The organism is Microbacterium sp. Root1433D1, assembly GCF_001426835.1.
GTDB classification, from domain to species: Bacteria; Actinomycetota; Actinomycetes; order Actinomycetales; family Microbacteriaceae; genus Microbacterium; species Microbacterium maritypicum.
In genome coordinates this window covers 320,575-345,245 of record NZ_LMFN01000003.1, presented here as the reverse complement: position 1 = coordinate 345,245, position 24,671 = coordinate 320,575, and the positions used below count along the sequence as shown (strand labels likewise).

At 68.5% G+C, this 24,671-nt stretch carries 18 protein-coding genes; 5 read left to right on the top strand and 13 right to left on the bottom strand.

Features of this window, described 5'->3' with window-relative positions:
* Nucleotides 1-9: 9 nt before the first annotated feature.
* The 8 genes from ASD13_RS17405 to ASD13_RS12565 form a co-directional block, all read right to left on the bottom strand.
* On the bottom strand, nt 10-2,808 hold the full coding sequence (locus ASD13_RS17405) for a right-handed parallel beta-helix repeat-containing protein (protein WP_055869691.1): 2,799 nt from the start codon (nt 2,806-2,808) through the stop codon (nt 10-12).
* A 191-nt stretch (nt 2,809-2,999) separates the two neighbouring features.
* Entirely contained in the window at nt 3,000-4,352 is a 1,353-nt protein-coding gene (locus ASD13_RS12595) for a polysaccharide biosynthesis tyrosine autokinase (protein ID WP_017831458.1), read from the bottom strand.
* A gap of 56 nt (nt 4,353-4,408) precedes the next feature.
* Nucleotides 4,409-5,719, bottom strand: a complete 1,311-nt coding sequence (locus ASD13_RS12590) for a hypothetical protein (protein ID WP_055869688.1) — start codon at nt 5,717-5,719, stop codon at nt 4,409-4,411.
* Between the two features lie 11 nt (nt 5,720-5,730).
* The gene (locus tag ASD13_RS12585) at nt 5,731-10,437 is read right to left on the bottom strand and encodes a PKD domain-containing protein (protein ID WP_055869685.1); all 4,707 of its coding nucleotides are present in this window, start codon (nt 10,435-10,437) and stop codon (nt 5,731-5,733) included.
* A gap of 92 nt (nt 10,438-10,529) precedes the next feature.
* Nucleotides 10,530-11,063 (bottom strand): DUF4352 domain-containing protein, encoded by a 534-nt coding sequence (locus tag ASD13_RS12580; RefSeq protein WP_017831456.1) that lies wholly within the window; start codon nt 11,061-11,063, stop codon nt 10,530-10,532.
* A gap of 198 nt (nt 11,064-11,261) precedes the next feature.
* Complete coding sequence (locus ASD13_RS12575; RefSeq protein WP_055869682.1) at nt 11,262-11,879, bottom strand: arsenate reductase/protein-tyrosine-phosphatase family protein; 618 nt, start codon at nt 11,877-11,879, stop codon at nt 11,262-11,264.
* On the bottom strand, nt 11,876-12,595 hold the full coding sequence (locus ASD13_RS12570; protein WP_055869677.1) for a CDP-alcohol phosphatidyltransferase family protein: 720 nt from the start codon (nt 12,593-12,595) through the stop codon (nt 11,876-11,878). Before ASD13_RS12570 ends, ASD13_RS12575 begins: the two co-directional genes overlap by 4 nt.
* Nucleotides 12,586-13,539 carry a glycosyltransferase family 2 protein gene (locus ASD13_RS12565; RefSeq protein WP_235562579.1) on the bottom strand — a complete coding sequence of 318 codons (954 nt, stop codon included), beginning with the start codon at nt 13,537-13,539 and terminating at the stop codon, nt 12,586-12,588. Before ASD13_RS12565 ends, ASD13_RS12570 begins: the two co-directional genes overlap by 10 nt.
* 190 nt (nt 13,540-13,729) lie before the next feature.
* On the opposite strand from ASD13_RS12565, the gene ASD13_RS17660 reads away from it, so the two are divergent.
* A complete protein-coding gene (locus tag ASD13_RS17660) occupies nt 13,730-15,727 on the top strand; it encodes a glycosyltransferase (RefSeq protein WP_055869674.1) in 1,998 nt (665 codons plus the stop codon).
* 27 nt (nt 15,728-15,754) lie between these two features.
* On the opposite strand, the gene ASD13_RS12555 is transcribed toward ASD13_RS17660, so the two are convergent.
* Nucleotides 15,755-16,777, bottom strand: coding sequence for a glycosyltransferase family 4 protein (locus ASD13_RS12555; protein WP_055869670.1), 1,023 nt, complete (start codon nt 16,775-16,777; stop codon nt 15,755-15,757).
* A gap of 94 nt (nt 16,778-16,871) precedes the next feature.
* Entirely contained in the window at nt 16,872-18,092 is a 1,221-nt protein-coding gene (locus tag ASD13_RS12550; protein WP_055869668.1) for a glycosyltransferase, read from the bottom strand.
* 120 nt (nt 18,093-18,212) lie between these two features.
* Here ASD13_RS12550 and ASD13_RS12545 point away from each other — a divergent pair, with 120 nt between their 5' ends.
* Nucleotides 18,213-18,668 carry an adenylyltransferase/cytidyltransferase family protein gene (locus tag ASD13_RS12545; RefSeq protein WP_055869665.1) on the top strand — a complete coding sequence of 152 codons (456 nt, stop codon included), beginning with the start codon at nt 18,213-18,215 and terminating at the stop codon, nt 18,666-18,668.
* 19 nt (nt 18,669-18,687) lie between these two features.
* Here the strand turns inward: ASD13_RS12545 and ASD13_RS12540 are convergent, their stop codons facing one another.
* Complete coding sequence (locus ASD13_RS12540) at nt 18,688-19,080, bottom strand: SIP domain-containing protein (RefSeq protein ID WP_055869661.1); 393 nt, start codon at nt 19,078-19,080, stop codon at nt 18,688-18,690.
* Nucleotides 19,081-19,220: 140 nt separating this feature from the next.
* Here ASD13_RS12540 and ASD13_RS12535 point away from each other — a divergent pair, with 140 nt between their 5' ends.
* From ASD13_RS12535 to ASD13_RS12525, 3 genes are read left to right on the top strand one after another with little or no spacing between them, the layout of a single operon-like run.
* Nucleotides 19,221-19,484 carry a glutaredoxin family protein gene (locus ASD13_RS12535; RefSeq protein WP_017831447.1) on the top strand — a complete coding sequence of 88 codons (264 nt, stop codon included), beginning with the start codon at nt 19,221-19,223 and terminating at the stop codon, nt 19,482-19,484.
* Nucleotides 19,485-19,515: 31 nt separating this feature from the next.
* On the top strand, nt 19,516-20,910 hold the full coding sequence (locus tag ASD13_RS12530; RefSeq protein WP_055869658.1) for an MFS transporter: 1,395 nt from the start codon (nt 19,516-19,518) through the stop codon (nt 20,908-20,910).
* Between the two features lie 28 nt (nt 20,911-20,938).
* A complete protein-coding gene (locus tag ASD13_RS12525; RefSeq protein ID WP_055869656.1) occupies nt 20,939-22,735 on the top strand; it encodes an aldehyde dehydrogenase family protein in 1,797 nt (598 codons plus the stop codon).
* Nucleotides 22,736-22,738: 3 nt separating this feature from the next.
* Here the strand turns inward: ASD13_RS12525 and pip are convergent, their stop codons facing one another.
* Both pip and ypfJ read right to left on the bottom strand, forming a co-directional pair.
* Nucleotides 22,739-23,716, bottom strand: coding sequence for a prolyl aminopeptidase (pip, locus tag ASD13_RS12520; protein ID WP_055869653.1), 978 nt, complete (start codon nt 23,714-23,716; stop codon nt 22,739-22,741).
* 66 nt (nt 23,717-23,782) lie between these two features.
* On the bottom strand, nt 23,783-24,667 hold the full coding sequence (ypfJ, locus tag ASD13_RS12515; RefSeq protein WP_055869650.1) for a KPN_02809 family neutral zinc metallopeptidase: 885 nt from the start codon (nt 24,665-24,667) through the stop codon (nt 23,783-23,785).
* Between the last annotated feature and the right edge of the window lie 4 nt (nt 24,668-24,671).

Here is a 24,671-nt window from a genome sequence, read left to right as displayed (position 1 = left end):
CTTACATCGTCACCGGGGCAGGGCCCCCAGCGTCGCGCCGTTGCCGGGGAGTCGCGATACTGAGGCGATATCAGACGGCACCGGAACCGCCACGGATCCCTGTGCGGCCGCGTACGCGGGCAGCAGCGCATAGCCGCCGTCGACCACCGGCGCGCCCTCGACGAACTGCGAGCGCCGATCCTGGCCCGTCGCCGCCGTGAACGCGGCGAGCGTGTCGGTCACCGCAGGGTCTCTCGAGACCGAGCCCTTCGACCACGCGGAGAACCACCTGGGGGTCCCCGGCGACGTGCGGTGGTAGAGGTTGCCCTCGACGCTCGACACCATCTGGGATCCGGTGTACTGCAGCGAGAAGTCCTGCACGCAGACCAAGCAGTTGCCGGCGCTCTCGGCGATGACGTTGTTCGACATCACCACGTTGCGCACGATCCACGAGGCCTGTGGCGCGTACCGGGTCCGCGGGTCGTGCCCCGGGGTGTTCGGGTCGGAGGCACGGCGGGAGTCCATCCCGATGCTGATGTTGCGGTTGCCGTTGCCGACGAACGTGTTGTTCCAGATCTTCACGTTGCCGGAGTTGAGCACGAACAGACCGAACTCGCCGTTGCGGGCGATGACGTTGTCGGCGATTACGGCCCGCTCCGAGAGTTCGACCATGACGCCGTGGCCGGTGTTGCCGATCACGTCGTTGCCGGTGAACGCGACGTCGAGCACGGACTCGTCGAACCACGGGCCGCGCCCGTCATTGCCGGTGAACGCGCTGTCCTTCACCGTCACCCCGCGGGTGCGCGTGACCTTGAAGGCTCCTGACACCGGCGAATGGTTGAAGTGCTCGGCGTTGTTGCCGACCGAGAGCATCTGCGTCACCGTGAGTCCGTCCGCCTGCGACGCACCTCCGCCGAGCAGGCCGTTGCCGATCAGCGAGACGCGCGTGAGCGTGGTCGCCGGCGCCCAGGAGTAGAAGCCCGTGGTCGAGTTGTCGCGAATCGTCACGTCGGTGAGCGAGACGTTCGGGGCGGCTGCGACCACGGTGCCCATCTGCGGAACGCTGGTGGCGTACCGGCGCACTCCGATTCCCCTGACCTCGGAGCCCGCCGAGCGGATCGAGAGAGCCTGCGTGAGCACGCTCGCCTCGACCGACTTGCCCGTCGGGTTCGTGCCGATCACCAGACGCTTGGCGGAGTCGTCGACGAAGAATGTGCCTTCTTCGACCTGCGATGCGGAGGCCACCTCGCGCAGCTGCACGCCCGCGACCCAGATCTGGTCGGGGTGCGCGGCCATCGGGTGGGCCGGGTCGACGAACCGCCAGTCCGCCGCCGTGTTGTCCGGAGCGCCCTTGGTGTACGTCGGGCTCGCGTCGAGAGCCGTGCTCCAGCCATCGACGACCCACGCGCTTCCCGAGGCCTTCCAGCCGGTGACCGGCTTCGCACCGTCGAGCCACACCGACTCGTTGGGTGCGGGTTGGATGGTGACCCGCTTCTGCGCAGGCACCACGATCTCCTCGTGGTAGGTCCCGCCGCGAAGGACGATCGTGCCGCCGTTCGGGACGACCCGCAGCGCGGCAGCGATCGTCTTGACGGGTGAGTTCTTGGTCCCCGACGCTCCATCGAATCCTGCGGGAGCGACGTAGACGGCCGTTGCAGGGGCGTCATAGGAGAGCGTCCCCGGGGCCTTGGCACCGGGTTCCCCACGCACGCCCTCCGGCGTGACCGGGGGTACCGGCTCCGTCACCGGGGGCACCGGCGTGGGCGTCGGCGTCGGAGTCGGAGTCGGCGTCGGCGTGGGAGTCGGCGTCGGGGTGGGCGTCGGGGTCGGGGTGGGCGTCGGAGTCGGAGTCGGAGTCGGCTCGGGCGACGGCTCGGTCGTGGGCTCGGTCGTGGGCTCGGGCGACGGCTCGGTCGTGGGCTCGGGCGACGGCTCGGTCGTGGGCTCGGGCGACGGCTCAGTCGTCGGCTCGGGCGACGGCTCCGTCGTCGGCTCCGGCGACGGCTCGGTCGTGAGCGCGGGCGTGGTGACGGTGACGTCGTCGATGCCGACCGGCACAGCGGTGCGGGCCCCTGAGGACGTGTAGAGCGCGAACGCGTAGCCGCCTGCGGCCTGGATGCGGGCGTCGGAATCGTCGGTGTACGTCACCTGCCAGTCGCTCGGCTCGGCAGCGCTCGACTCCCAGGCCTTGGCGCCCAGCTCGACAGGACTCGCACCGGTGACGCTGAGCGCGACCGTCATGGTCGTGCCGCTCGTCACCGTGAGGGGCAGCTTGCGCTCGCTGAGGTGCTGCACACGCATGAGGTCGGAGAGCCGCACGATCGAGACATATGCCGAGCCGTCGGGATGAACGCGCACGCGCACACCATAGGAGTCGGCGCCGGAGACCCGAACCGCTTGAGAGAGGTAGAGCGGCCCTCCGACGGGAAGCTCGGGCACCGTCAGCGAGAAGCGGCTGTCCACGTCGCCCGCAGCGACGCCGTCGAGAGTGGCTCTGGCGGTGATTCCCGGCTTGCGGCTGGCGAGCTGGGCCTGTTCGCCCGACACGCTCGCCGTACCTTCCACCACACGCCATGCGCCCTCAGGAGACGAACCCCATCCCGAGCCGACCGTGCGATCCATGTCGTCGTCGATGACCGGGGTGTCGGTGGACGCCGCACGCGGGGAGAGGGGCACGGCGTCGTCTGCGAGCGCCGACGCGGGAACGGCAGTCAGCGCGGCGGTGACCGCCAGGACAGCGCTCAGTGCGCCGGCGAGAACCCTTCGAGGGTGTCGGTGAGGCGGAGTGGAGGTCTCACGTGATGCGAGATCGAGGAACGGAGTGGACACGATGTCACCGTCTTCTGGGGCAGATTCATGATCACCCCGCATCTCCGCCGCAGTTTAAACCCCGGCAGCAAAGAGCGAGTCCCCCTCGCAACTCATGAAGAATACCCGGCTACCCGGGCAAAGACAAACGGACACAGCGTCTCACCGATATGCTGCGCTGCTGCGTCTTCCGAGCCTGGCCCGACGACGCCTCAGTCGCTGTAGTACTCGCTGCGATGCCGATCCGGGCGGGCGCGGTTGAGCACCGTGCCGAGGATGCGCGCGCCACCCGACTCGAGCGACTTGATGCTCTTCGCGAGCGCGGCACGACGAGTCTTCGTCGCGTCGACGACGAGGATCACGCCGTCTGTCTGGGTTGCGAAGAGGTTCGCATCGGCCACGCTGAGGATCGGAGGAGAGTCGATCACCACGTAGTCGTACTCCGCCGCGGCGAAGTCGAGCAGCTGCGCCATGCGCGCGGAAGTGAGCAGCTCTGCGGGGTTCGGAGGGACGGTGCCCGCGGGCAGGATGTCGAGCGTGCTGTCGGCCACGCTGTGCTTGGCGACCTCGAACTCGACCTCGTCGAGCAGCACGCTCGTCAGCCCGATCGAGCCGTCGATGCCGGCGTGCTCGTGAGCCCGCGGCCGCCGCATGTCGGCGTCGATGAGCAGCACGGAGTTGCGCAGCCCGGCGAGGGTCATGGCCAGATTCACCGAGACGGTCGACTTGCCCTCGGAGGGCATGCCCGACGTCACCAACAGCACCTTCACCCGCGAGGAGACGTTCGCGTAGGCGAGCGCCGAGCGGATGCGACGGAACTCCTCCGAGGTGTGGCCCAGTGGCTCCTGGGCGACGGCGATGCCTCGCATGGCCAGCAGCGGAGACTTCGAGACGACGCCCAGCACAGGATCGCCACCCGCCTCGGTCAGCGTCTCCTCGGTGCGCATGCGGGTGTCGAGCACACCGATCAACGCCGCGATGGCGAGTCCGAGGACGGCACCGAGGAAGCCTCCGAGAAGGGCATCCCGAGGCTTGCTCGGTGTGAACTGGAACTCGGGCACGACGGCGTCATCGATCACCTGCGCGGTGATCGTGGACTCGCCCTGCGGGTCTTTGGGCGCCACGTCCTTGACCACGATGATGAGCTGTTCAGCCACGGCGTCAGCCAGCTCGGCGGCCGCCTTCGCATCATCGGTGATCCCCGTGATGCGCAGTGTCACGGTGCTCTGCGGGATCGTGACCTCGATGTCGCGCGCGAGAGCACGCGGCGTCGTGTCGAGACCGAGCTCCTCGATGACGGGATCGAGCACCCGCGAACTCGTCGCGAGCTGCGCGAAGGAGAGCATCTGGCTCTGCGTGTACACCGAGCCTTGATTGAGGTCGGATGCGCTGGTGCCCTGGTTGAGAGCGAAGTACAGCGAGGTCGTCGCCTGGAAGAGCGGAGTCTGCAGAGAGGCGTAACCGTAGGAACCTGCGGCTCCGACGACCCCGAAGAGCACGACCATCCACCAGAACTTGCGCAACGAGCTGGCGATGACGCGCAGACTCACCCGGCTCTCGCCCATGACTCCCCATTCCCCCCTGAGACTTCGATTCTAGAGGAGTGTTCTCTTCGACGACTTCATGATTGTCCAGGCACTGCTCTGCGCCCTGCTGCAGGCGCGAACGGATCGGCTGATCCCTGCCGCAACTCCGAAGGCACTTCACGCGCTCCGCGCAGCATGTCGGCGTCACGAGCCCACGTGATCGCGAGCCCCACGCAGAACCAGAGGAACATGCTGTACTGCGTGATGAGCGCGACGACCACCAGGCTCGGCAGCTGACCGACGACGGCGATCGACGCCGGGCTCCGGGTGGAGCGTCGCACGGTCATGATCGCCGCGCAGACGAGGGCCGCCATGATCAGAAGGGTCGGCACATAGCCGTACCGGAGCAGCGTGAGGACGAGCGCGTTGTCGACGGAACGTGCGAAGTAGCCGAGGTAGTAGTCGCCCGACACGAGCGAGTGCCAGTCGCCGGGGTTGCCGAACAGCTGCACCTGCTGGAGGAGGACGAGCAGATCGGTGCGATAGTCCGCGCTGCCACCGGCTTCCTCCCCTGCCGCCCCGAAGACCGAGTCGATGATCGGGATCGCGATGGCGGTGCCGATGACACCGGCGACGACGACGGAGATCCGGAACTTCCTGGACACCCCGACGATCAGGAAGGTGGAGAGCACGAGCGTCAGCACGAGGGTGAGTTGACCGGCACGACTGAAGGTCAGCACGGTCGCCACCGCGAGGATCACCACTCCGCCGATCTTCGGGATCAGCCGCCACTTGGTCGCCACGACGAACGCCGACGACATCGCCAGTGCGGCGCCGAGGGCGATCGAGTGCCCGAAGGCTCCCTCGACCCTCAGCACGCCGCCCCGCTCTTGGAGCGGGCTCCACGTGTCGTAGACGACGCCTGATCCGGGGATCAGGACGAACGGGTTGAACGAGGTGAAGAACTCGACGATGCCGAGGACCGCCGCGACGATCGCGACCACGGCGATCGTCGACGTGACCCACTCCGCACCGATCCGTGCGAGCACGACGCGACCCCAGAGGTACGGGATCACCCATTCGAGCAGTGCGGCGACGAGCGATGCGAGGTCGACCGTGCCGAAGCTGTACAGCCCCACGATGACGATGACGAACGCCACGACCCAGGCATCCGCAGCACGCAGCGGTACCACCGACCAGTTGACGATGATCATCAGAGCCGTGAGCAGAGTGATCGCCGCCCAGTAGAAGCCCACGTTCACACCGACCCAGAGCGGCACGAAGAAGAGCACGCAGGCCCACACCACGAAAGCGGTGCGCGGCAGCAGCCGGAGCACGAAAACGACGATGGCCACTGCTGCGATTCCTCCGACGGCGAGGAGCGCGATCGGAACAGCAGTGGCCATGCGTCAGGATCTTACTGGGGCGCGGTGACGCGGAACGAATCGAACGAGACGTTCAGCGGCGCCGTCGAGCTGCCCGACCGGTTGCCGCTGAGACCGACGGAACCTGCCGCCAGCCCGGTCGCGTCCGTGGCGTTGAGCTGCCAGTTCGCCGGCTCCGTGGTGCCGGTCGCCCAGATCTTCGCCGAGATGGCGGTCGATGCGGATCCGGTGACAGACACCTTCAGGCTGTACGACGTGTTCGCCGCCCAGACGAGTCCGGGTACGGCCTGCGTCAGCAGCACCGTCCCTTCACGGTGGACCACGAGCCACACGGTGCCGTCAGGACGCAGCCACGCACGGGCGAAGTACTTCCCGGCAGCAGTCTGTCGCGCGATGACACCGATGTAGGCGCCACCGGCGGCAGGAGCCTGGTCGACGCGGAACTGCGTCTCGAGGATCGCATCGCCGATCGAGGTCGTGTTGAGCGTCGCGTGGCGGGTGTCTCCGGCGACCAGGCTCAGCTTGCCCTGGCCGTCGGCGACGGTCGCCGCCGCCTGCGAGCCCCCGGCGATGCTCCAGGCGCCGCCCGTGACCGCCGAGCCCCATCCGGGACCAGCCGTACGGTCGAACTCATCGCTCACCAGCGCGGCCGGGTTGGGTTCAGGCTGCGGGTCGACCGGCGGTGCCGTGACCGTGACCTGCTGGGTGGCGGTGTTGGTCGCACCCTTGTCGTCCGTCACCGTGAGGGTCACCGTGTAGGTGCCCGCCGCAGCGTAGGCGCGGGAGCTCGTTGCTCCGGTGCCCGTCGATCCATCGCCGAAGTTCCAGGCGTAGGAAGCGATGGTGCCGTCGGAATCCGTCGATGCTCCACCGTCGACGTTGACCGTCAGGCCCGTAGCCGTCGCCGTGAACGCGGCCGTCGGGGCGACGTTCGTGGGCTGGGGTTCGGGCTCCGGCTCCGGCTCCGGTGCCACCACGCCGAGGTTCTTCAGCGTGTAGTCGTCGAAGCTCGCGAGGTTGCTACCGGTCGCACTGCCCGCACGGTAGGAGAAGACGGTCGGCGCGCCGGCCGTCTGCAGTGCCGGCGTCGCGTCTGTCGTGGAGAGCTGCCAGTTGGCAGGCTCCGCGGCTCCGGCAGCCCACACCTTCGCGCGGATCGTCGTGGTTCCGGAACCGGTCGTCTCCATGGCGAGGTTGAACGTGCTTCCTGCGGTCCAGGTGAGACCGGCGACAGCGGTGCTGGCGATCGCCGTACCGTTGCGGTGGATCACGAGCCACGTGCTCCCGTCCGCTCGGTGCCACGCGAGCGCCCGGTAGCCGTTCGAACCCGAGCGGCGTGCACCGAGACCTTCGTAGGCGACACCCGTCGACGGACCGGAGGCCAGCGTGTAGGTGATCCGTGCCGAGGTGTCGAGGAGCGACGTGCCCTGCAGCAGCATCTCGCGGGTCTCACCCGGCGAGAGGTTCACCTTGCCGACTCCGTCTGCAACGGAGGTGACGGCGGCCGAACCGCTCATGGGCGCCCAGGTGCCGCCGACATCAGCCGCACCCCAACCGCTCGAGACCACACGACCGAACGAGTCGGACGCGGCGAACACCTGCTCCTGGACCGTCACGGAGTTCGTGACGCTCGCCGATCCGCCGAGGCTGTCGGTCACCGTCAGGGTGATGTCATGCGCGCCCGGCTGGGCGTAGGTGTGACCGGCGGTCGCGCCGGTGCCCGCCGCGCTGCCATCGCCCCAGTTCCAGGAGTAGGAGAGCGTCGCGCCGTCGGAGGCACTAGACCCTGCGGCAGAGACGTCGACGTTCATCCCCGACGCGGTCGAGGTGAAGGTCGCGACCGGGTTCGCGTGGGTCGTGACGGCCTCTCGCGTGGTCGTGGCCGTGCCACCGCGGTTGTCGGTGACCGTCAGAGTGACCGTGCGCGTGCCCGCCGAGGCGTACACGTGGCTGGCGACCTGGCCGGTCGAGGTCGAACCGTCTCCCCAGTTCCAGTCGTACGACGCGATCGTGCCGTCGGAGTCGACCGAGGCGGAGGCGTCCGCCGAGACCGAGAGCCCGGCGCCCGTCACCTCGAAGGAGGCGGTGGGCAGCACGTTCGCCGCCTCGACCACGACGGGATTCTCGGTCGTGGTGGCCAGGCCGTTGCTGTCCGTGACCGTGAGCTTGATCGTGTAGGTGCCGGCAGCCGCGTAGGTGTGCGAGGCCGTCGCACCCGAGGCCGTCGCCGAGTCGTCGCCGAAGTTCCAGCTGTAGCCGGTGATCGTGGCCGAGCCGGTCGGCGCGGACGCGCTGGCGTCGAACGCCACAGCGAGATCGGTCGGTGTCGCTGTGAACGCGGCCGTCGGCGGCTGGAAGCCCTTACCGATGCCGTAGTGCGTCTGCACCTGTGCTGCGGTCAGCGCGTAGGGGTATACGGCCACCTCGTCGAGGGCTCCCTTGAAGTACTTGGAGCTCGGCGCGGAGGGCCAGCTGGCGATGTTGTCACCACCGATGCGCCAGTACCCCAGGGTGTTCTCTGCACTGGTCGCACCGGGTGCGGACGCGACGAGCGCGCCGTCGACATACAGCTTCATGCCGTCTGCGCCCTGAGTCGCCACCGCGTGATGCCACGCGTTGTTGTTCAGCGCCGTGGAGTTCTGGATCGTCTGCGTGCTGCCCTGGTAGGTGCCGAAGATCAGGCGACCGTTGTTGGTCATGTAGAGATGACGGTCGTAGCTGGTGGAGTCGCCAGAGGCCGCGTTCCCGTAGCCGATCAGCTTGCCACCGGTCGTGGTGTTGGTCTTGAACCACAGCTCCGTCGAGAACTCCGCGGGCGGGGCGACCTTGTCGGTCGTCGAGACGCGGCCCGTGGAGGTACCGGTGAAGGTCGACGCCCCTGTTGCGGTGTTCTCCACACCGGACGACGAGGAGCTCACACCCGAGCCGAACACCGGAGTGTTCGATCCGGCCCAGTCCTGCGGTGCGGTGCCCAGCGGGTAGTAGAGCTGAGGGTTGTCGGCGGTCACCGCGTTGGTGTAGCTCGACACGGCTCCCGACGCGACGGTCACCGAAATGGCCTGACTGCTGACCGTGTTGCCGCTGGCGTCCTTCGCGACGACGGTGTACTCCTGCTGCGAGCCCGGCTCGGCGGACTTGTCTTCGAGGATGACGGCCGATCGCTTCCACCAGGTTCCGTCGGCGGTTGTCGTGGCGACCGGATCAGCCGTGCCGGTGCGACGGAGTTCGTAGGTGAGCGTCAGGTCATCGCGGTCCCAGTTGGCCGGGATCGAGACCCGGACCCGTCCAGGGATGAACGACTGTGCGGTTCCGGTCCAGTTGGCCGCCGAGAGACGGGGGCCGTCTTTGGCTCCGCCAGGAGGGTTCGTCGAGAAGCGCACGAGACCTTCGAAACGACCGTTGTTCACGGAACGGAACTCTCCGCCGATCGAGATCATGTTGCCGGTACCGGTGATGGAGAGTCCGGCCTGCCCCATGCCCGTCGTCACACCGACTGCCCAGTCGGGCGTCCAGGCGTACGGTGACGGAGCAGGGGTTCCCGCCCAGTTCTTGTAGGTGGTGCCGGCTGCAGGCTGGTTGCCGAGCGTTCCACGAGCATCAGCCGTGTACGCCTCCGAGTAGCGGTGCGTGCGCGGGCTCTGCTCGGGGTGCAGGCTCATCGTGCCGCAGGCGTGGGTGTGGCTCGTCGTGTAAACGACCTCGCCCGTCGAGTAGACGCCGTAGTGGTCGCCGAGGCAGTCGGCGATCCAGCGGACCTGCCCGGTACCGGCTTCCGCCGCGAAGGTTCCCTCGAGGTTTCCGATACTGGCGTTGGCGTAGACCCAACCGGTGCCGTAGACGGCCGTCGAATCGGCGGCCAGGCCGAAGATGCCGGCCTTGCCCGAGTTGCTGCCTGTGTTCGAGCCGTTCTTCACGGTCTGCGGCAGCGCCCACGACGAGTCCACCGCCCCGGTCGTCTTGTCCAGCGCGACCGCGCCGCGCATGGTCAGGTCGCCGTTCACCTGTGAGAAGCGACCGGCAGCGATGACGTTCTGACCCGCAGGGTCCATGACCATCGCATCGACCTGGAGGTCGGTCTGCGGAGCCCAGTTCAGCAGGGCGCCGTTGGTGGCGCTGAAGGCGGCGAGGTTCTTGCGGGCGGTGCCGTTGCCCTGGGTGAACAGACCGCCCACGTAGACACTCGATCCGGAGGCCGCGAGGGCGTAGACGCCACTGCCGCCGATCGACGGCGAGAAGCCGGGGACGAGCTGGCCGGTCGTGGCGTCGAGGGCCGCGAAGTTCCAGCGTGCCTGACCGTTGACCGAGTTGAACGAGCCGCCGATGTAGATGCGGGTGCCGTCGGGCGACGCGGCGACGGCCTTGATCACGCCGTTCACCTGCGGGGCGAACGAGAGCAGCTGACCCGTGTTGATGTCATAGGCGAGAACGTTGGAACGCGCCGTCAGGCTGGTGCCGGGTGCGGCCAGGGGCGCACGGGCGTTGTCGAACTTGCCCACCGCGTACACGGTCGACCCGATCATCGCCTGCGCCCAGACATAGCCGTTGTCGATCTGCACCGTCGGGATCGGGTCCGACGTGACGACGTTGTCGTCGCGCTGCAGCAGGGGCGGTGGCGTCGACGGGACGTCTGCCGACGCCGCCTGCGCACCCAATGTCGTCATGCCTGCGACGAGCAACGCCGCCGTCACGACAGACGCAAGCGCGCTCAGCGCCCGCCTCGTGGTCGATGTGTTCCCCATAGTGACTCCCCAGCCGCCAGTTTTCTTCTTTGAAAGTGAGTTAGTGCAAGAACGAAATACCGAAATGTTGCGATGGTGCGCGTATGCGAGCGTCAGGAAAGCTGGCCGGCGAACGTCGCCACCGGCTCCCCCGCCGCGTAGTTGACGCTGATCTTCACCGAGCGCCCCTGCGTCGGATCGAGCATGAACACATAGGTGCCGGTGGTCTTCGCACCGGCGGCGAGCTCACCCTGCAGGGGCTTGTTCGGGCCTGCCGTGGTGGCGACCCCGATGTCACCGTCGTCTGTGACGAGGCTGACCACCGCGGAGTCGACGCTCTGTGCGCGCTTCGAGTCGTTGGCGACCGACAGTGTGACGACGACCGCAGACCCGGCGTACTCGCCGGGCGTCTTGGGCTCGATCGTGGTGGTCGAGATCTTGTCGATCGTGACGACCACATCGGTGGAGAGAGTGATCGGGGCGTCGAGCGCCCCGTTCTCCTCCGTGAGAGCCGGGCCCTCGGTGGGGCCCTCGGCCTCCGTGTCGGCGGGCGGCGTCCAGTCGGTGGTGCTGGTGCCCTCAGGCGCCGGCGTCTCCGACGCGTCTGGCGCTGCGGTGCAGCCGGCCGTCACGAGTGCGAGCGCCACCAACGGCGCGACGAGTATCGCGCGTAGCGATCGCGAAGTGCCGTCCCCAGAACGGCATGATGAAACGTTGAACACTGCAGCTCCCCAGAACCCAGATTCCCCATCCCAAAGCCCCCTCGGCTTCGGGTCCCCTTCAACCGCGCAGAACGCGGCATCGGCTAATCGTAGTGCGAGGAGCGGAATATCGCAAGTGTTCACTCAGGACGAATGGCGCCGATGTCCTCCGAGTTGAGCGAGGATGGTCGCGACGGAGGCCTCGACCTCCGCGACCGTCTCCAGGTGTCCGCGGCTTCCGTGGCGATCGGCGATGCTCGTCGGATCGACGGTCGTGCGGCCGCCGAAGAGCTGCCGCAGGCGGGCGCCGACGCCTCTGGACGGAGTCAAGGGAACGGCTCGCGAGCGGGCCCGGTCGAGATGGGCGACATACTCCGCCACCCGATCGGGCGCGGACGACGCGAAGCCCTCGCCGAGGTGGGCGGCTTCCTTGATCGTGAACATCCAGTCACGGGACCGCGGCGCGAGTCGCACCAACTCGCCGCGGATGTCGCGCGATGCCGTGAGCACGATGCTCGCCTGCTCGATCTGCTCGATCGTGACCGGCGTCGCCCGGTGCGACTGGGCCTGGGCCTGCCACTGCGCGTCATCATGCAGCGACGCCACGGCGGAGCAGATCGGATCGCCCTCGTTGACCCGGACACCGGCGCTGCTCACGGAGAGGGGGGAATCCGCCCCGAGTCCGCGCCGCAGTGCGAGTTCGGCCAACGGCGATCGACAGACGTTGGCGGCGCAGACGACCAGGATCCTCTCGTCGGTCATGCGGACGCACCCAGCCTTCCGATCTCGCGGAACCACTTCACCGCGGCGAGCGCGAGGAACAGGACGGCGGCGACGCAGAGCGCGCCGTAGCCGATCAGGAATGCCGGGGTCCACCCCCACAGGACGAACACGAGGCACACGAGGCCGAAGTCGGTCGGCAGCAGGATGAGGGAACGCATCAGGGTTCCCCCGCCACGCTCATGAGTCGACGCCACCGCATGCTTGCCCTTGAGCAGGTCGTTGAGGAGCATGCCGGAGAAGGTGGTCGTCGCGACGATGCTGAACACGATGGGGATCAGCAGAAGCAGCGGCGTCTCCGGAACGACACGGTAGAGCCCGATCAGCACGGCCAAATGCAGCGAGGCGATCTTGAGCGTGTCGATGAAGTGGTCGAGCCACTCGCCCTGGGGGCTTCCACCCCCACGCAGACGTGCGACCTGGCCGTCCGCGGAATCCCAGGCATACCCGAGCACCAGAAGGAGGGCGATCAGGAGGCCCATCGGCACGTTCACCGGCCCGAAAGCGATGAGACCGATCGCGACGAACGAGTGCACCGCGCTGATGATCGACACCTGGTTCGGGGTGAGCCCGATCCGATAGGCGACGGCGGCGAGCACCCTCCCGATGCGGCGGTTGACGTACACCGAATACGCGGGGGCCCCACGGGCATGCCCCTTCTGCGCACGCGCGAGACGATGGTAGGCGTCTACGACCATTTCCTGCCCTTCTGGACCGTTGTGTGCGTCCGTGCGATCCGGCGAGCCTCGCGCACACCGCGGAGGTAGGCCCGGATCGGCGCGGCCGACTGGATCAGCTGTCGACGTCCGCCGCGGAGGATGACCTCCCTGGCCGTTCGGGGAATCGAGCGGCGCCAGCGCTGCACGGCCGCGTCATCGAGATGGCGCACGGCGTACAGCATCCGGTTGCGGATGTTGTAGTAGTAATAGCCCTCGGATTTCGCCCGTGAGGTCTCGGGCTCCGCGCGCTGTGTCCCTCCCTCGTCGTGCACCGCCCTGGCGTCTTCGACGAGCATGAGGGAACCGCCGGCTGAGACCACCCGACGCGAGAAGTCGACGTCTTCCCAATACAGGAAGTAATCGTCATCGAAGCCGCCGGAGAGCTCCCACACCTCGCGCGTGATCCACAGGCAGGCCCCGCTCAGCCAGGGCTCGAACGGCTGGGTGTCGCCCTCGACGCGCTTGCGACGAGCGCGCATGGTGCCGTCGTGGAGCAGAAGGTCGATCCCGGCGAACCACGTTCTTCCCTCCGAGTCCGTGATCATCGGCGACGCGAGCGTCGTGCGTGAGGCTGCGGTGGCGGAGGCGAGTCGATGCAGCGAGTCGCGGTCGATGTGCGCATCCGGGTTGATCACGAGCACATCGGTCGCCCCTTCGGCGAGCGCACGCGTCACTCCGAGGTTGACGCCGCCACCGAAGCCCGAGTTCGCCTCCGGCTCCATCAGGACCCAGTCGTGCTCGCGCGCGATGTCCTGCGCGGCGCGACGCTCGTCCGCGTTCGACCAGTTGTCGACGACGATGACGAGAGCGTCCTGCGCGATCGCTCGCGCTTCCCGCTCGACCGTCACCAGGTTGCGCTGCAGAAGCCCGGCCGAGGCGTAGTTGACCACGACCACGGCAAGCCGTCCGTGCACGATTGACACGCGATCCTCCCCCCGGATCCGGCTCGCGGATCGCCTCGGGCGCCGGTCGAATTCCCCAGAGTCGCGACCGACGTCGACTCCCAGGACAAAGACTATACGCGAGCCCGCTCCGCAGACCGGTCTCAGGGGTTCACGATACGATGAGCCGGCGTCGGAGTCGAGGCGCGCTACTGCCATGGGGATGGGGCGGATGACCAGGGGACCGGAATCGAACGACATGATCGCGGTGACGATCGGCGTACCTACGTATCGGAGGCCGGAGCTTCTGGAGGCACTGCTGCGCACGCTGCCGTCGCGCATCGCGGAGTGCGCCGACCTCGGCATCACGGTGGACGTGCTGGTCGTCGACAACGACCCTGCAGGCTCTGGACGCGACGTGGCCGCAGGCGCGGACCTTCCGGTGCGCTACGTCGTCGAGCCCGCACCGGGCATCGCCGCCGCCCGCAACCGGATCCTGGATGAGTGCGTGGATCGCGATCTGGTCGCCTTCATCGACGACGACGAGATCCCCCGGGAGGGATGGCTCTCCTCGCTGATCGAGGTCTGGCGCGAGCACGGGGCCGACGCGGTGATGGGTCGCGTGATCTCGGTCTTCGACGAGGACGTCGATCCGTGGCTGCTCGCATCGGGAACGTTCCGGCGACCGCCCAGGCAGACGGGCACCGTGCTGCAGGTGGCCGCCGCCGGCAACCTGCTCCTCGACCTGCGGTCCATCCGCCGGCTCGGGCTGCGCTTCGACACGTCCCTCGGCCTGGGTGGTGGCGAGGACACTCTCTTCTCCCGCCAGCTCGCCCAGCGCGGTGGGTTGATCGTGTGGTGCAACGAGTCCGAGACCGAAGACCTCGTGGTCGCCTCGCGGCTGAGCCGATCCTGGGCGGCGCAGCGCGCGTTCAGCTCGGCGAACGCCGGCACTCGCATCCAGCTGCAGTTGACCGAGGGGAAGGCCCGGCGCGGCATCCTGCGACTGCGGGCTCTGATCGGCGGTGTCGCGCGGATCGTCGTCGGTGGTCTGCGGAGGACCTTCGGAGCACTCACCTCGAACATCACCCACCACGCCAGGGGGACCCGCCTGGTGCACCGCGGCCGCGGCACGATCGCCGCCGCCCTCGGCCGCCGCTACGACGAGTACCGTCGCCCATCGGAGGATGACACGACCATGACCGATACCGGATCGACCATCCGCGTGATGCAGTCGCTGGGCGCTCCGCGTCCGACGACGAACCCGTACAACAAGATGCTCGATGAGGCACTCGGCTCCACAGAGGGCCTCACCCGTCTGCGCTTCTCCTGGGGCACGGCCCTCTTCGGGCGCTACGACGCCTTCCACTGGCATTGGCCGGAGGCGAAGCTGCACGGGTCCACCTGGTGGAAGTCCACGGGCAAGTTCCTGCTCACCGCAGCACTCGTGTTCCGCCACCGCCTCTCGCGCCGCATCGCTGTGGTGCGCACGGTTCACAACATCGAGCTTCCCGACGACAATGCGCCGCGGCTGTGGCTGCTGCGCTTCATCGATCGCCACACCGACTACCGGATCGTCATCAACGAGACGACTCCGCTCGCGCCCGGCACCCCCCACAGCCTGATCCTGCACGGCGACTACCGCGGCTGGTACGCGAAGTTCCCCGCGGCGGAGCGGGTGCCGGGTCAGCTCGGGTCGTTCGGTGGAATCCGCCGCTACAAGGGGCTGGAGGGCTTCATCGACGCGTACGGCGAGGCGGTCGCCGTCGAACCGGCGCTGAGCCTGCGCATCGGCGGACGCCCGTCCACCCCCGAGCTCGGAGACGACCTCCGCGCACGCACCGCAGACCTGCCCGGAGTGTCGCTGCACCTCGACTTCCTCAGCGACGCCGAACTCGTCCAGCTCGCCACATCATCCGACCTCATCGTGCTGGCCTACCGCTTCATGCACAATTCCGGCAGCGTCCTCGCCGCCCTGTCGATGGACCGCCCGGTGCTCGTCCCCCGCAACGAGGCGAACGAGGCTCTCGGACGCGAGGTCGGCCAGGAGTGGGTTCTGATGTACGACGGCGAGCTCGACGCTCCTACGGTCGTCGAGGCCTGGCGTGCCGCGACGACGCTCACGGGCTCACCCGATCTCTCCCGGCGCGACTGGGCCGACGCCGGTCGAGCGCACGCCGATGCGTTCCGCGCGGCCGTGCGGGTGAAAAGACGCGGCGCGAAGCACTAGAGCGCCCCGACCGTCGTCGGCTCGAGGTCAGATCGCGGGCAGCAGCCCTCGCGCCAGGGATGCGACCATGATCTGCGTCGTGAAGTGCTGTTCCACCTCTATGCGGCCGTTCTGCCCGAGCTCTGCGGCGTGCGCCGGATCATCGAGCAGGCGGAGCACGGCGAGGGCAAGCTCCGCCGGATCCTCCGGGGGGACGAGGTGTCCGGTGCGGCCCTCGCTCACGTACTGGTGCATCCCCGGTGTGTCGGTGACGACGACAGGACGGGCCGTCGCGAGTGCTTCGAGCGCCACGGTCATCCCGGAGGCGTGCAGGTTCGGCCTGGTCGGTATGACGACGACGCTCGCGGTCGCGTAGAGGTCGCGGAGTTCCGCGTGCGGCAGGTGCCGGACGACCTGCACCCCCTCAGGCGGGGCGAGGTCCGACCGCGTCTGCACCACCGCTTCGGTCTCGGGACGGATCGCGAGGATGCGAGTGAGCGCCGCGAACAGCGTGGCGGGATCGCGATCCCTGTCGTTGCCCACGCTCACGATGCGCGGACGGGCCGGATACGACCTCGGAACGAAGAACGCGCTGTCGATTCCGAAGGGCACGGCGAACACCCGAGTCGCGCCAGGCCCCAGCATCCTCCGCACGGGCTCGACCTGCGCTTCGCTGAGCACCCACGCAGCCTCGGCCCTCCCCAGCATCGCGACCATCCGCGTCGGCGCGTCGCCGGTCTCGACCATGTCCGTGAGCCAGATCACACCGGTGGCGAATCGGGTGCGCGGATGGGTCGTCTGCATCCGATAGGCCGTGTTCTCGTCCCAGGTGAGCGCGAGCCCGTCGACGGGCCGCGGCCCGACCGCGAATCGAGCACGGGCTCGAGCGATCCGGCCGGGTGGGGCGAGATCGATCAGCTCGACGTCGGCATGGTCGCGCAGCGCGTCGAGGCCGTACGGCCAGACGCTGGGCACCTCTCCCCTGGCGTGGCTCTGCTCCCAGGTGCGCACCGACTGTTCGGCACGATGCACCCAGGTGAGAGATGACGAGGGACCGCCCTCGGATTCCACGAGCCAACTATGGACCTCCCCAGGCGTCCTGGCAAGAGGCGTCACCGCCGACAGCACTGACCGCGATGCCGCAGGAGTCGATGCCGCAGGAGTCTTAGAGCTCGCCCGGCTTCATGACCTCGACGTCGATGGCGCGGATCACGCGCTGAGCCGCGGTATCCGTCGGCGGCTCGGCGCCGACGGACTCCCCCTTGCGCCGCCGTCGAGGCGCGTACACGACGAGGGAGTGGAACAGGAACCGGGCGAAGAAGGCCACGATGAGCGAGAGCCCCGTCGCGACGACGCTCGAGATGTGCCACGACTCGACCATCAGCGCCATCACCGGGATCCGCAGCGCGGCCTCGACGTTGTTGAACGCGAAGGAACTGGCGAAGCGGATGCCGAGGGCGCGCGCATCGGTGCGCATGTCGGCGAACACGAAACGCTCCTGCAGCACGAAGTTGCCGATGATGGTGACCTCGGCGCCGATGATCGCCGCCCAGATGTACGGCACCCCCGCAGCAGTGAGCGCCCACATGATCCCGAGGTTCGCGGCGGCGCCGATCACGCCGATCAGCGCGAACAGCGACATCTTGCCGAAGCGCAGTCGTGCGAGGTGCTCGAGGAACATCGCGCCCTGGCGAAAGCTCGCCTTCGACGTGCCGTGTCGTCGCTCGGCGAACTCCATCGGCACCTCGGCGATGCGCAGGTCGTTGCGCGCGAGGATCTCGAGGAGGATCTTGAAGCCCCGAGGCTGGAGCGTCGACACGTCGAGGCGACCGCGGTCGACCAGGAAGAACCCCGTCATCGGGTCGGTGCTGCGAGCGAGGCGAATCGGGAACATCGCCCTGGTCAGCCAGGTCGCGACGCGGGAGACGCCGAAGCGCACCGCCGTGCCGAGCCCGCTCGTGTCTCCTCCGCCGACGTAGCGGGAGGCGGCGACGACGTCGGCATCCCCCTGCGCGAATCGAGCGAGCAGGACGGGAAGGAGCTCGGGCGGATGCTGCAGATCACCGTCCATGACGATGCAGACATCGGAGGCCGCCGCCTCGAGGCCGATGACGACGGCGCCGCCCAGCCCTCCGGTGTTCTCGGAGCGATGGATGACACGCACGGGGATCGGAGAATCGGCCGCGACGCGCTCGACCTCAGCGGCCGTGTCATCGGTGCTGTCGTCGACGAACAGGATCTCGGCGTCCCACCCCTCGAGCGCCACGGCGGTCCGCGCGACGAGCTCGGCGACGTTGTCGCGCTCGTTGAACGTCGGCACGATGATCGTGACCGGTGTCCCCACGTCCGCCCCCTGTTCCCCACGCGCATCGCGTGCGGCCTCCATCGTTCCACGGGATCCTGTGCAGAGAGAAACCCGAACCTGCTAGACTCTCGAACCGCGGCTGTGGGAGTCGCGAAGCGGATGGGGATCCGCTTACTGGGGAATTACTGATCTGGGGAGATCATGGGGACGCGTATCGGCTATGCCGTTGGTGCTTTCGACCTGTTTCACGTCGGGCATCTGAATCTACTTCGTCACGCCAAGCAGCACTGCGACATTCTGATCGCAGGCGTCGTCAGCGACGAGATGCTGCGTCAGGTGAAGGGCATCGAGCCCGTCATCCCGACCGCGGAGCGTGCGGAGATCGTGAAGCACATCTCGTTCGTCGACGACGTCTACGTCGAGACGACGCCGTCGAAGATGGACTCGTGGCGCGACGTGCAGTTCACGCACTTCTTCAAGGGCGACGACTGGCGCGGCACCGACAAGGGCCTGCGCCTGGAGCGCGAGTTCGCCGAGGTCGGGGTCGAGGTCGTGTACTTCCCGTACACGGCGCACACGTCGAGCTCGTCGCTGCGGCGTGCACTCGATGCGATCACCGCGGGTGCCAACGCTCCCGCGGGCGCCGCCTCGCGCTGAGCAGCACGCCGCCCGGCGGTCAGTTCGCGACGCCGAGCAGGCTGCGCGCCATGCGCGCCACGTGCGGAGGTGTGTGCGGTCCGAGCCACACCGTCCACTGCGACGGCGGCTCGCTGCACGCCCACTCGAGGCACCAGGCGTGCACGGCGTTCGCGAGGCGTTCGCCGCGCGTATGCGCCCTGGTGCCGTCTCCCCGCACCAGCCAGCGCACCGACACCCCGTCCGGGACGTCGATGTGTCGGAACTGGATGCGAGCCGCAGCCTCGAGGATGACGACGCCCTGGGCATCCCACGGCAGCCGCGCAGCGATGCTCGCGATGAAGCCGGCGTCAGCCGCATCGCCGGCGATGAGCACGGCACCTTCGATGTCGTCCCAGTCGGGATCCTCCAGGTGCTCGCATGCGCCGCTCATGCCCCCAGTGTAAGTAAGGGCACCCTTACTTACAAGAGATGCGCGCGGATCCGCGCCGACGGGGCCCTCTTCGCGCGAGTCCGACCATGATCCGCTCGACACTCAGCGCCACCTCACCCGAGCGGTCGTAGGCTGGGTGCATGACTTCTCCTGCCTCCGACACCATCACGATGTTCGGCGCCGACTGGTGCCGCGACTGCATCCGCACCAAGAAGCAGCTGGATGCACTCGGGGTCGAGTACACGTACGTCGACCTGGTCGCCGAGCCCGCCGCCGCAGACGTGGCGAAGGAGATCTCGGGTCGCACCAACATCCCCGTCGTCGTGTACCCCGATGCCTCGCATCACGTCGAGCCGTCGAACGCCGATGTCGAGTCGAAGCTGCGCGAGCTCTCGCTGATCTGATCCCGCGGCATCGCGCCACTACACTGGCGCGATGAGCACCGAGGCTCGGTCCGAACGAGCGCCCGTCCGTCTTTCTCCGCGAACGATCGCGCTGTACGCGATCGGCTCGCTCGGGACCGGCGGCTACGCCACACTGCCCGGGCTGGTGCTGACGTACTTCCTCACCGACAACCTCGGCGTCGCCGCACTCGCGGCAGGGCTGATCGTCACGGCGGCGAAGATCTGGGACGTGCTGATCGACCCGTTGATCGGGGCCGCGTCCGATCGCCAGCTCGCGCGCACCGGCTCTCGCCGCGGGTTCATGGTGACCGGCGCGCTCGCACTCCCCCTCTTCTTCGCCCTCACGTTCGCCGTACCGCCCACCTGGGGTCCCGTCGCCGGAGCGATCAGCGTGCTGCTGGCCTTCCTGGCGACCGCGACGGCTTTCAGCTTGTTCCAGGTGCCGTACGTCGCCCTTCCCGCGGAACTGACCGGCAGCTACGACGAGCGCACGCGTCTGCTCGGGTGGCGCGTCGTCGTGCTCACCGCAGCGATCCTGCTGTTCGGTGCCGGCGGCCCCGCGCTGCGCAATGCGGGCGACGACCCGGTCAGGGGATACCTCTTGATGGGCATCGTCTCGGGCGTCGTGATCGGCGTCGGGATGCTCGTGGCCGCTCGAACCGCGGATGACGCCGCCCAGCGGAGCGCTGTCTCTCCCGCGACGGCCGTGACCGCCTCGACCTGGCGAGACCAGTACATGTCGGGCTTCCGCACCCTCGGTCGCAGTCAGCCCTTCCGCGCACTGCTGGGCACATTCGTGCTGCAGGCTCTCGCGACGGGAACCATGCTCGCCGGCGCGCAGTACGTCGCGACCTGGGTGCTGCGGTCGGAGGATGCGGTGACCTTCGTCTTCGTCGCGCTGGTGGGACCAGCGCTGCTGGCCACCCCTGGGTGGACGGTCATCGCGCGACGGGTCGGCAAGGAGCGGGCCTTCGCGATGGCCAGCCTCCTGTTCACGGCGGCAGCGGCATCACTCGTCTTCGCGGTGTGGTCGCCAGGTGCGTGGATCTACGCATCCGTCGCCGTGGCCGGCATCGCCTATGCAGGCCTGCAGTCGTTGCCGATGGCGATGCTCCCCGACGTGATCTCCCACGACGAGCGCACGAGCGGGCCCGGCCAGGCCGGCACCTTCACCGGCATCTGGACCGCGGGCGAGACGGTCGGCTTCGCACTCGGAGCGACCGCGGTGTCGCTGACGCTCGCGGCGACCGGGTACATCTCGACCGTCGCCGGCACCACCGTCGAGCAGCCGGAGGCGGCGATCACGGGTATCGTCCTCAGCTTCAGCGTCCTGCCCGCCGTGCTGATGGGCGCCAGCCTGCTGACGCTGCGCCGGTACCGCCTGCGTCGCGCGGACATCGATGCCGTCGCCGATTCCGACGCCTAAGCTGGGATCCCGTCCGAAGGAGACGTCGATGACTTCTGCGAGCACAACCGCCACCTCCGCCACGCCCTCGAAGCGTGCGCCGAAGAGCGGGGGCCCGACGCTGGGCGAAGCCGAACGAGAGCGCCTCGACTCCGCTGTCGACGCCCTCCAGACCGGAGCCCGCACCTGGTCGGCCCTCACGGTCGCCCAGCGGGTCACGCTGCTGCGCGCGGTGCGCACGAGTGTCGCCGCGACCGCGGAAGACTGGGCGACCACGGCCGCGGCCTCGAAGGGCCTCGATGCCCGTCATCCGCTGCGCGGCGAGGAGTGGCTCAGTGGGCCGTACAGCGTGCTGGGTGCGCTCGACGCCTACATCGAGACCCTGTCTCGTCTGGCGAAGGGCGCGAACCCCCTCGACGGGATCACGCTCGACCGCGCCCCGGGAGGGCGCACTCGCGTGCACGCCTTCCCGCTGACCGGAATCGATTCCTTCCTCCTTTCGGGTTTCACGGGCGAGGTCTGGCTGGAACCGGGCGTCACACCGGGCGCCGCTCGCGCGTCGGCCGGTCTCGCGCAGCGCACGCCCACCGAATCGGGCGGCGTCGGCCTGGTGCTCGGCGCGGGCAACGTGACCTCGATCCCGGTGCTGGACGTGCTCTACGAGCTGCTGGCCCACAACCGCACCGCGCTGCTCAAGGTGAATCCCACGCAGGATGCCCTGGTGCCGGTCTACAAGCGCGCGCTCGCACCGCTCATCGAGCCCGGCTTCCTGCGCATCGTCCGCGGCGGCCCCGAAGTCGGCGCCCACCTCACCGCACACCCCGGTCTCGTGCACGTGCACATCACCGGCTCCGCGGCGACGTTCGACACGATCGTGTGGGGCCCGTCGAAGGGCACGGGAGCGGCAGCGACCACGCGTCGTCGGCGCGAGAACCGCCCGCAGCTGAAGAAGCCGATCACCGCAGAGCTCGGCGGCGTCTCACCGATCATCGTCGTTCCCGGCGCCTGGACAGACGCCGACCTCACCTACCAGGCCGAGCACATCGCCACCATGCGTCTGCAGAACTGCGGCCACAACTGCATCGCCGGTCAGGTCGTGATCATGTCGTCCGACTGGGACCAGGCCGACGCCTTCCGCGCTGCCCTCCGACGGGCCTACGCCAATGCGCCGGAGCGCCCGATCTGGTACCCGGGGTCCTCGTCGCGGATGGAGCTCGCGACCGACGCCTACCCCGACGCACTCGTGCTGGGTGACCGGCTGCTCGTCGAGATAGACGCGGACGACGACCCGAAGGCTCTGGAGACCACCGAGTACTTCGCGCCGGTGCTGGGTGTCGTGACGCTGCCCGGCACGGGCCAGCAGTTCCTGGACGCCGCCGTGACTCACGCCAACGACAAGCTCCAGGGCACCCTCGGCGCGAACCTGCTAATCGACCCCGCGACCGAGAAGTCGCTCGGGGCCGGCTTCGAGAGGGCGATCGCGGCACTCCGCTACGGCTCGATCGCGATCAACAGCTGGACGGCGTTCGCATTCATCACCCCCACTCTCACGTGGGGCGCGTTCCCGGGCGGGACGATCGGCGACGTGGGCAGCGGCATCGGCATCGTGCACAACGCGCTGCTGCTCGACCGGGTCGAACGCTCGGTGCTCCGCGGCCCGTTCCGCCCGTTCCCTCGATCTCTGCCGATCGCGAACGGCGGCGGGCGATTCACGATCCTGCCGAAGCCGCCGTGGTTCGTCTCATCCCGCACCGGCGCGACCGTGAGCGAGGGGCTGACCCGCTATCGGGTGGACGGGCGCATCGCGGGTCTCGTCAAGACGCTGACGAAGGCGCTGCGGGCCTGAGGGTCAGCGCGCCGCGCGGGCGAATCTGTCGGTCGCCGCGCGGAGCGCCTTCGTCGTGCCGGGCTCGGTGGCCGCGTGACCGGCATCGTCGACCACGACGAGCTCCGCCTCCGGCCACGCCCGGTGCAGATCCCAGGCCGTCATCATCGGCGTCACGACATCATGCCGCCCGTGCACGATGACGGTCGGGATGTGACGGATGACGTCTACGCCGGCGATCAGCTGTCCCTCTTCCCACCAGCCTCGATGGACGAAGAAGTGGTTCTCCATGCGAGCGAAAGCGGTGGCCTTCACCGGGTCGGACATCGCCTCGATCTGCGCAGTGTTCGGCGTCAGCGTGACGGTCGACGCCTCCCAGGTCGACCAGGCGACCGCCGCCGGCACGTGCACGGCGGGGTCGGGATCGAACAGTCGGCGGTGATACGCCTCGATCATGTGCGACCGCTCCAGCAGCGGGATCGGCGCGATGAAGCTCTCCCAGAGATCAGGGAACAGGGCGGCGGCACCGCCCTCGTAGAACCACTCGAGCTCGACCCTGCGCAGCGTGAAGATCCCCCGGAGCACCAGCTCGGTCACGGCATCCGGGTGCGCCTGTGCGTAGGCGAGGGCCAGGGCGCTGCCCCACGATCCGCCGAACACCTGCCATCTCGCGATGCCGAGATTCTTGCGAAGGAGTTCGATGTCGGCGATCAGATGAGCCGTCGTGATGTGACGGAAGTCGGCATCCGGGGCGCTCGCGTGCGGTGTGCTCTTGCCGCAGCCGCGCTGATCGAGCAGCACGATGCGGTAGCGCTTCGGGTCGAAGAACTGCCGCTGCCACGGCGAGGTTCCACTCCCCGGACCGCCATGCAGGAACACCACGGGCTTGCCCTCGGGGTTGCCGCTGACCTCCCAATAGACGCGGTGGCCGTCGCCGACGAGCAGCTCCCCCGTCTCGTACGGTTCGATGGGTGGATACAGTGCATCCGTCTTCTTCATCATCGGCCCCCCAGCCGGTCGTGCTGACTGCTTCGTCAACGGTAGCGGACGTTCATTCGTGCGTCGGGATCACGGCGCCAGCTGGTCAGCGGGAAGGGTCAGCGTCTGCTCGCAGACCCCGAGCCCGTTCTGGTAGCCCTCGGCGAACCAGCGCTGCCGCTGCTCGCTGGAGCCGTGCGTCCAGCTCTCCGGGTTCGAGAACCCCGACTGCGCTTGGATGCTGTCGTCACCGACCGCCGAAGCCGCGTTCAGGGCGTCTTCGATCTGCTGTTCCGTCGGCGCGATCAGGTAGGGGTCGCCGTCGGCATCCGTCTGCTCCGTCATCCGTCCGAGCCATGCACCGGCGTAGCAGTCGGCCTGCAGCTCGATCCGCACGCCGTTGCTGCCGGGACCGGTCCCGTTGTTCGGGTATCGATCCATGTAGCCGGTGATGTTCTGGATGTGGTGGCCCCACTCGTGACCGACGATGTAGAGCTGCGCGAGATCGCCGGCCGATGCTCCGAACTGCTGCTGCATGAGCTGGAAGAACGTGGGGTCCACGTACACGTTCTCCTCGGGCGGGCAGTAGAACGGACCGACGGCATTGGAGGCGGTGCCGCACTGCGTCGATGTCGCGCCGTCGACGACGATCATCTCCGGCGCGCGGTAGCCCTCGACGTTGTCGCTCCAGAAGGCATCGAGCGCGACCTGTGCCCCGGCCATGCGGCAGTCGACGTCGGCGTTCGCGTCGGCACCCGTGTCGCAGTTCTCGATGGCCGATCCGCCGGCGGGCTCGCTCCCGCCGCCCGTGGCTCCCCCGCCGAGCAGCCCGGTCAGGTCGATGCCGAGCAGAGGCCCGGCGATGAGGGCGATGATGCCGAGCACGCCGACACCGGCGCCGCCCGCGATGGCTGCCGTGCGTCCGCGTCGACGTGTGGTGTTGCCCGAGATGTCGGCGTCGGGATTGAAGGTCATGCGT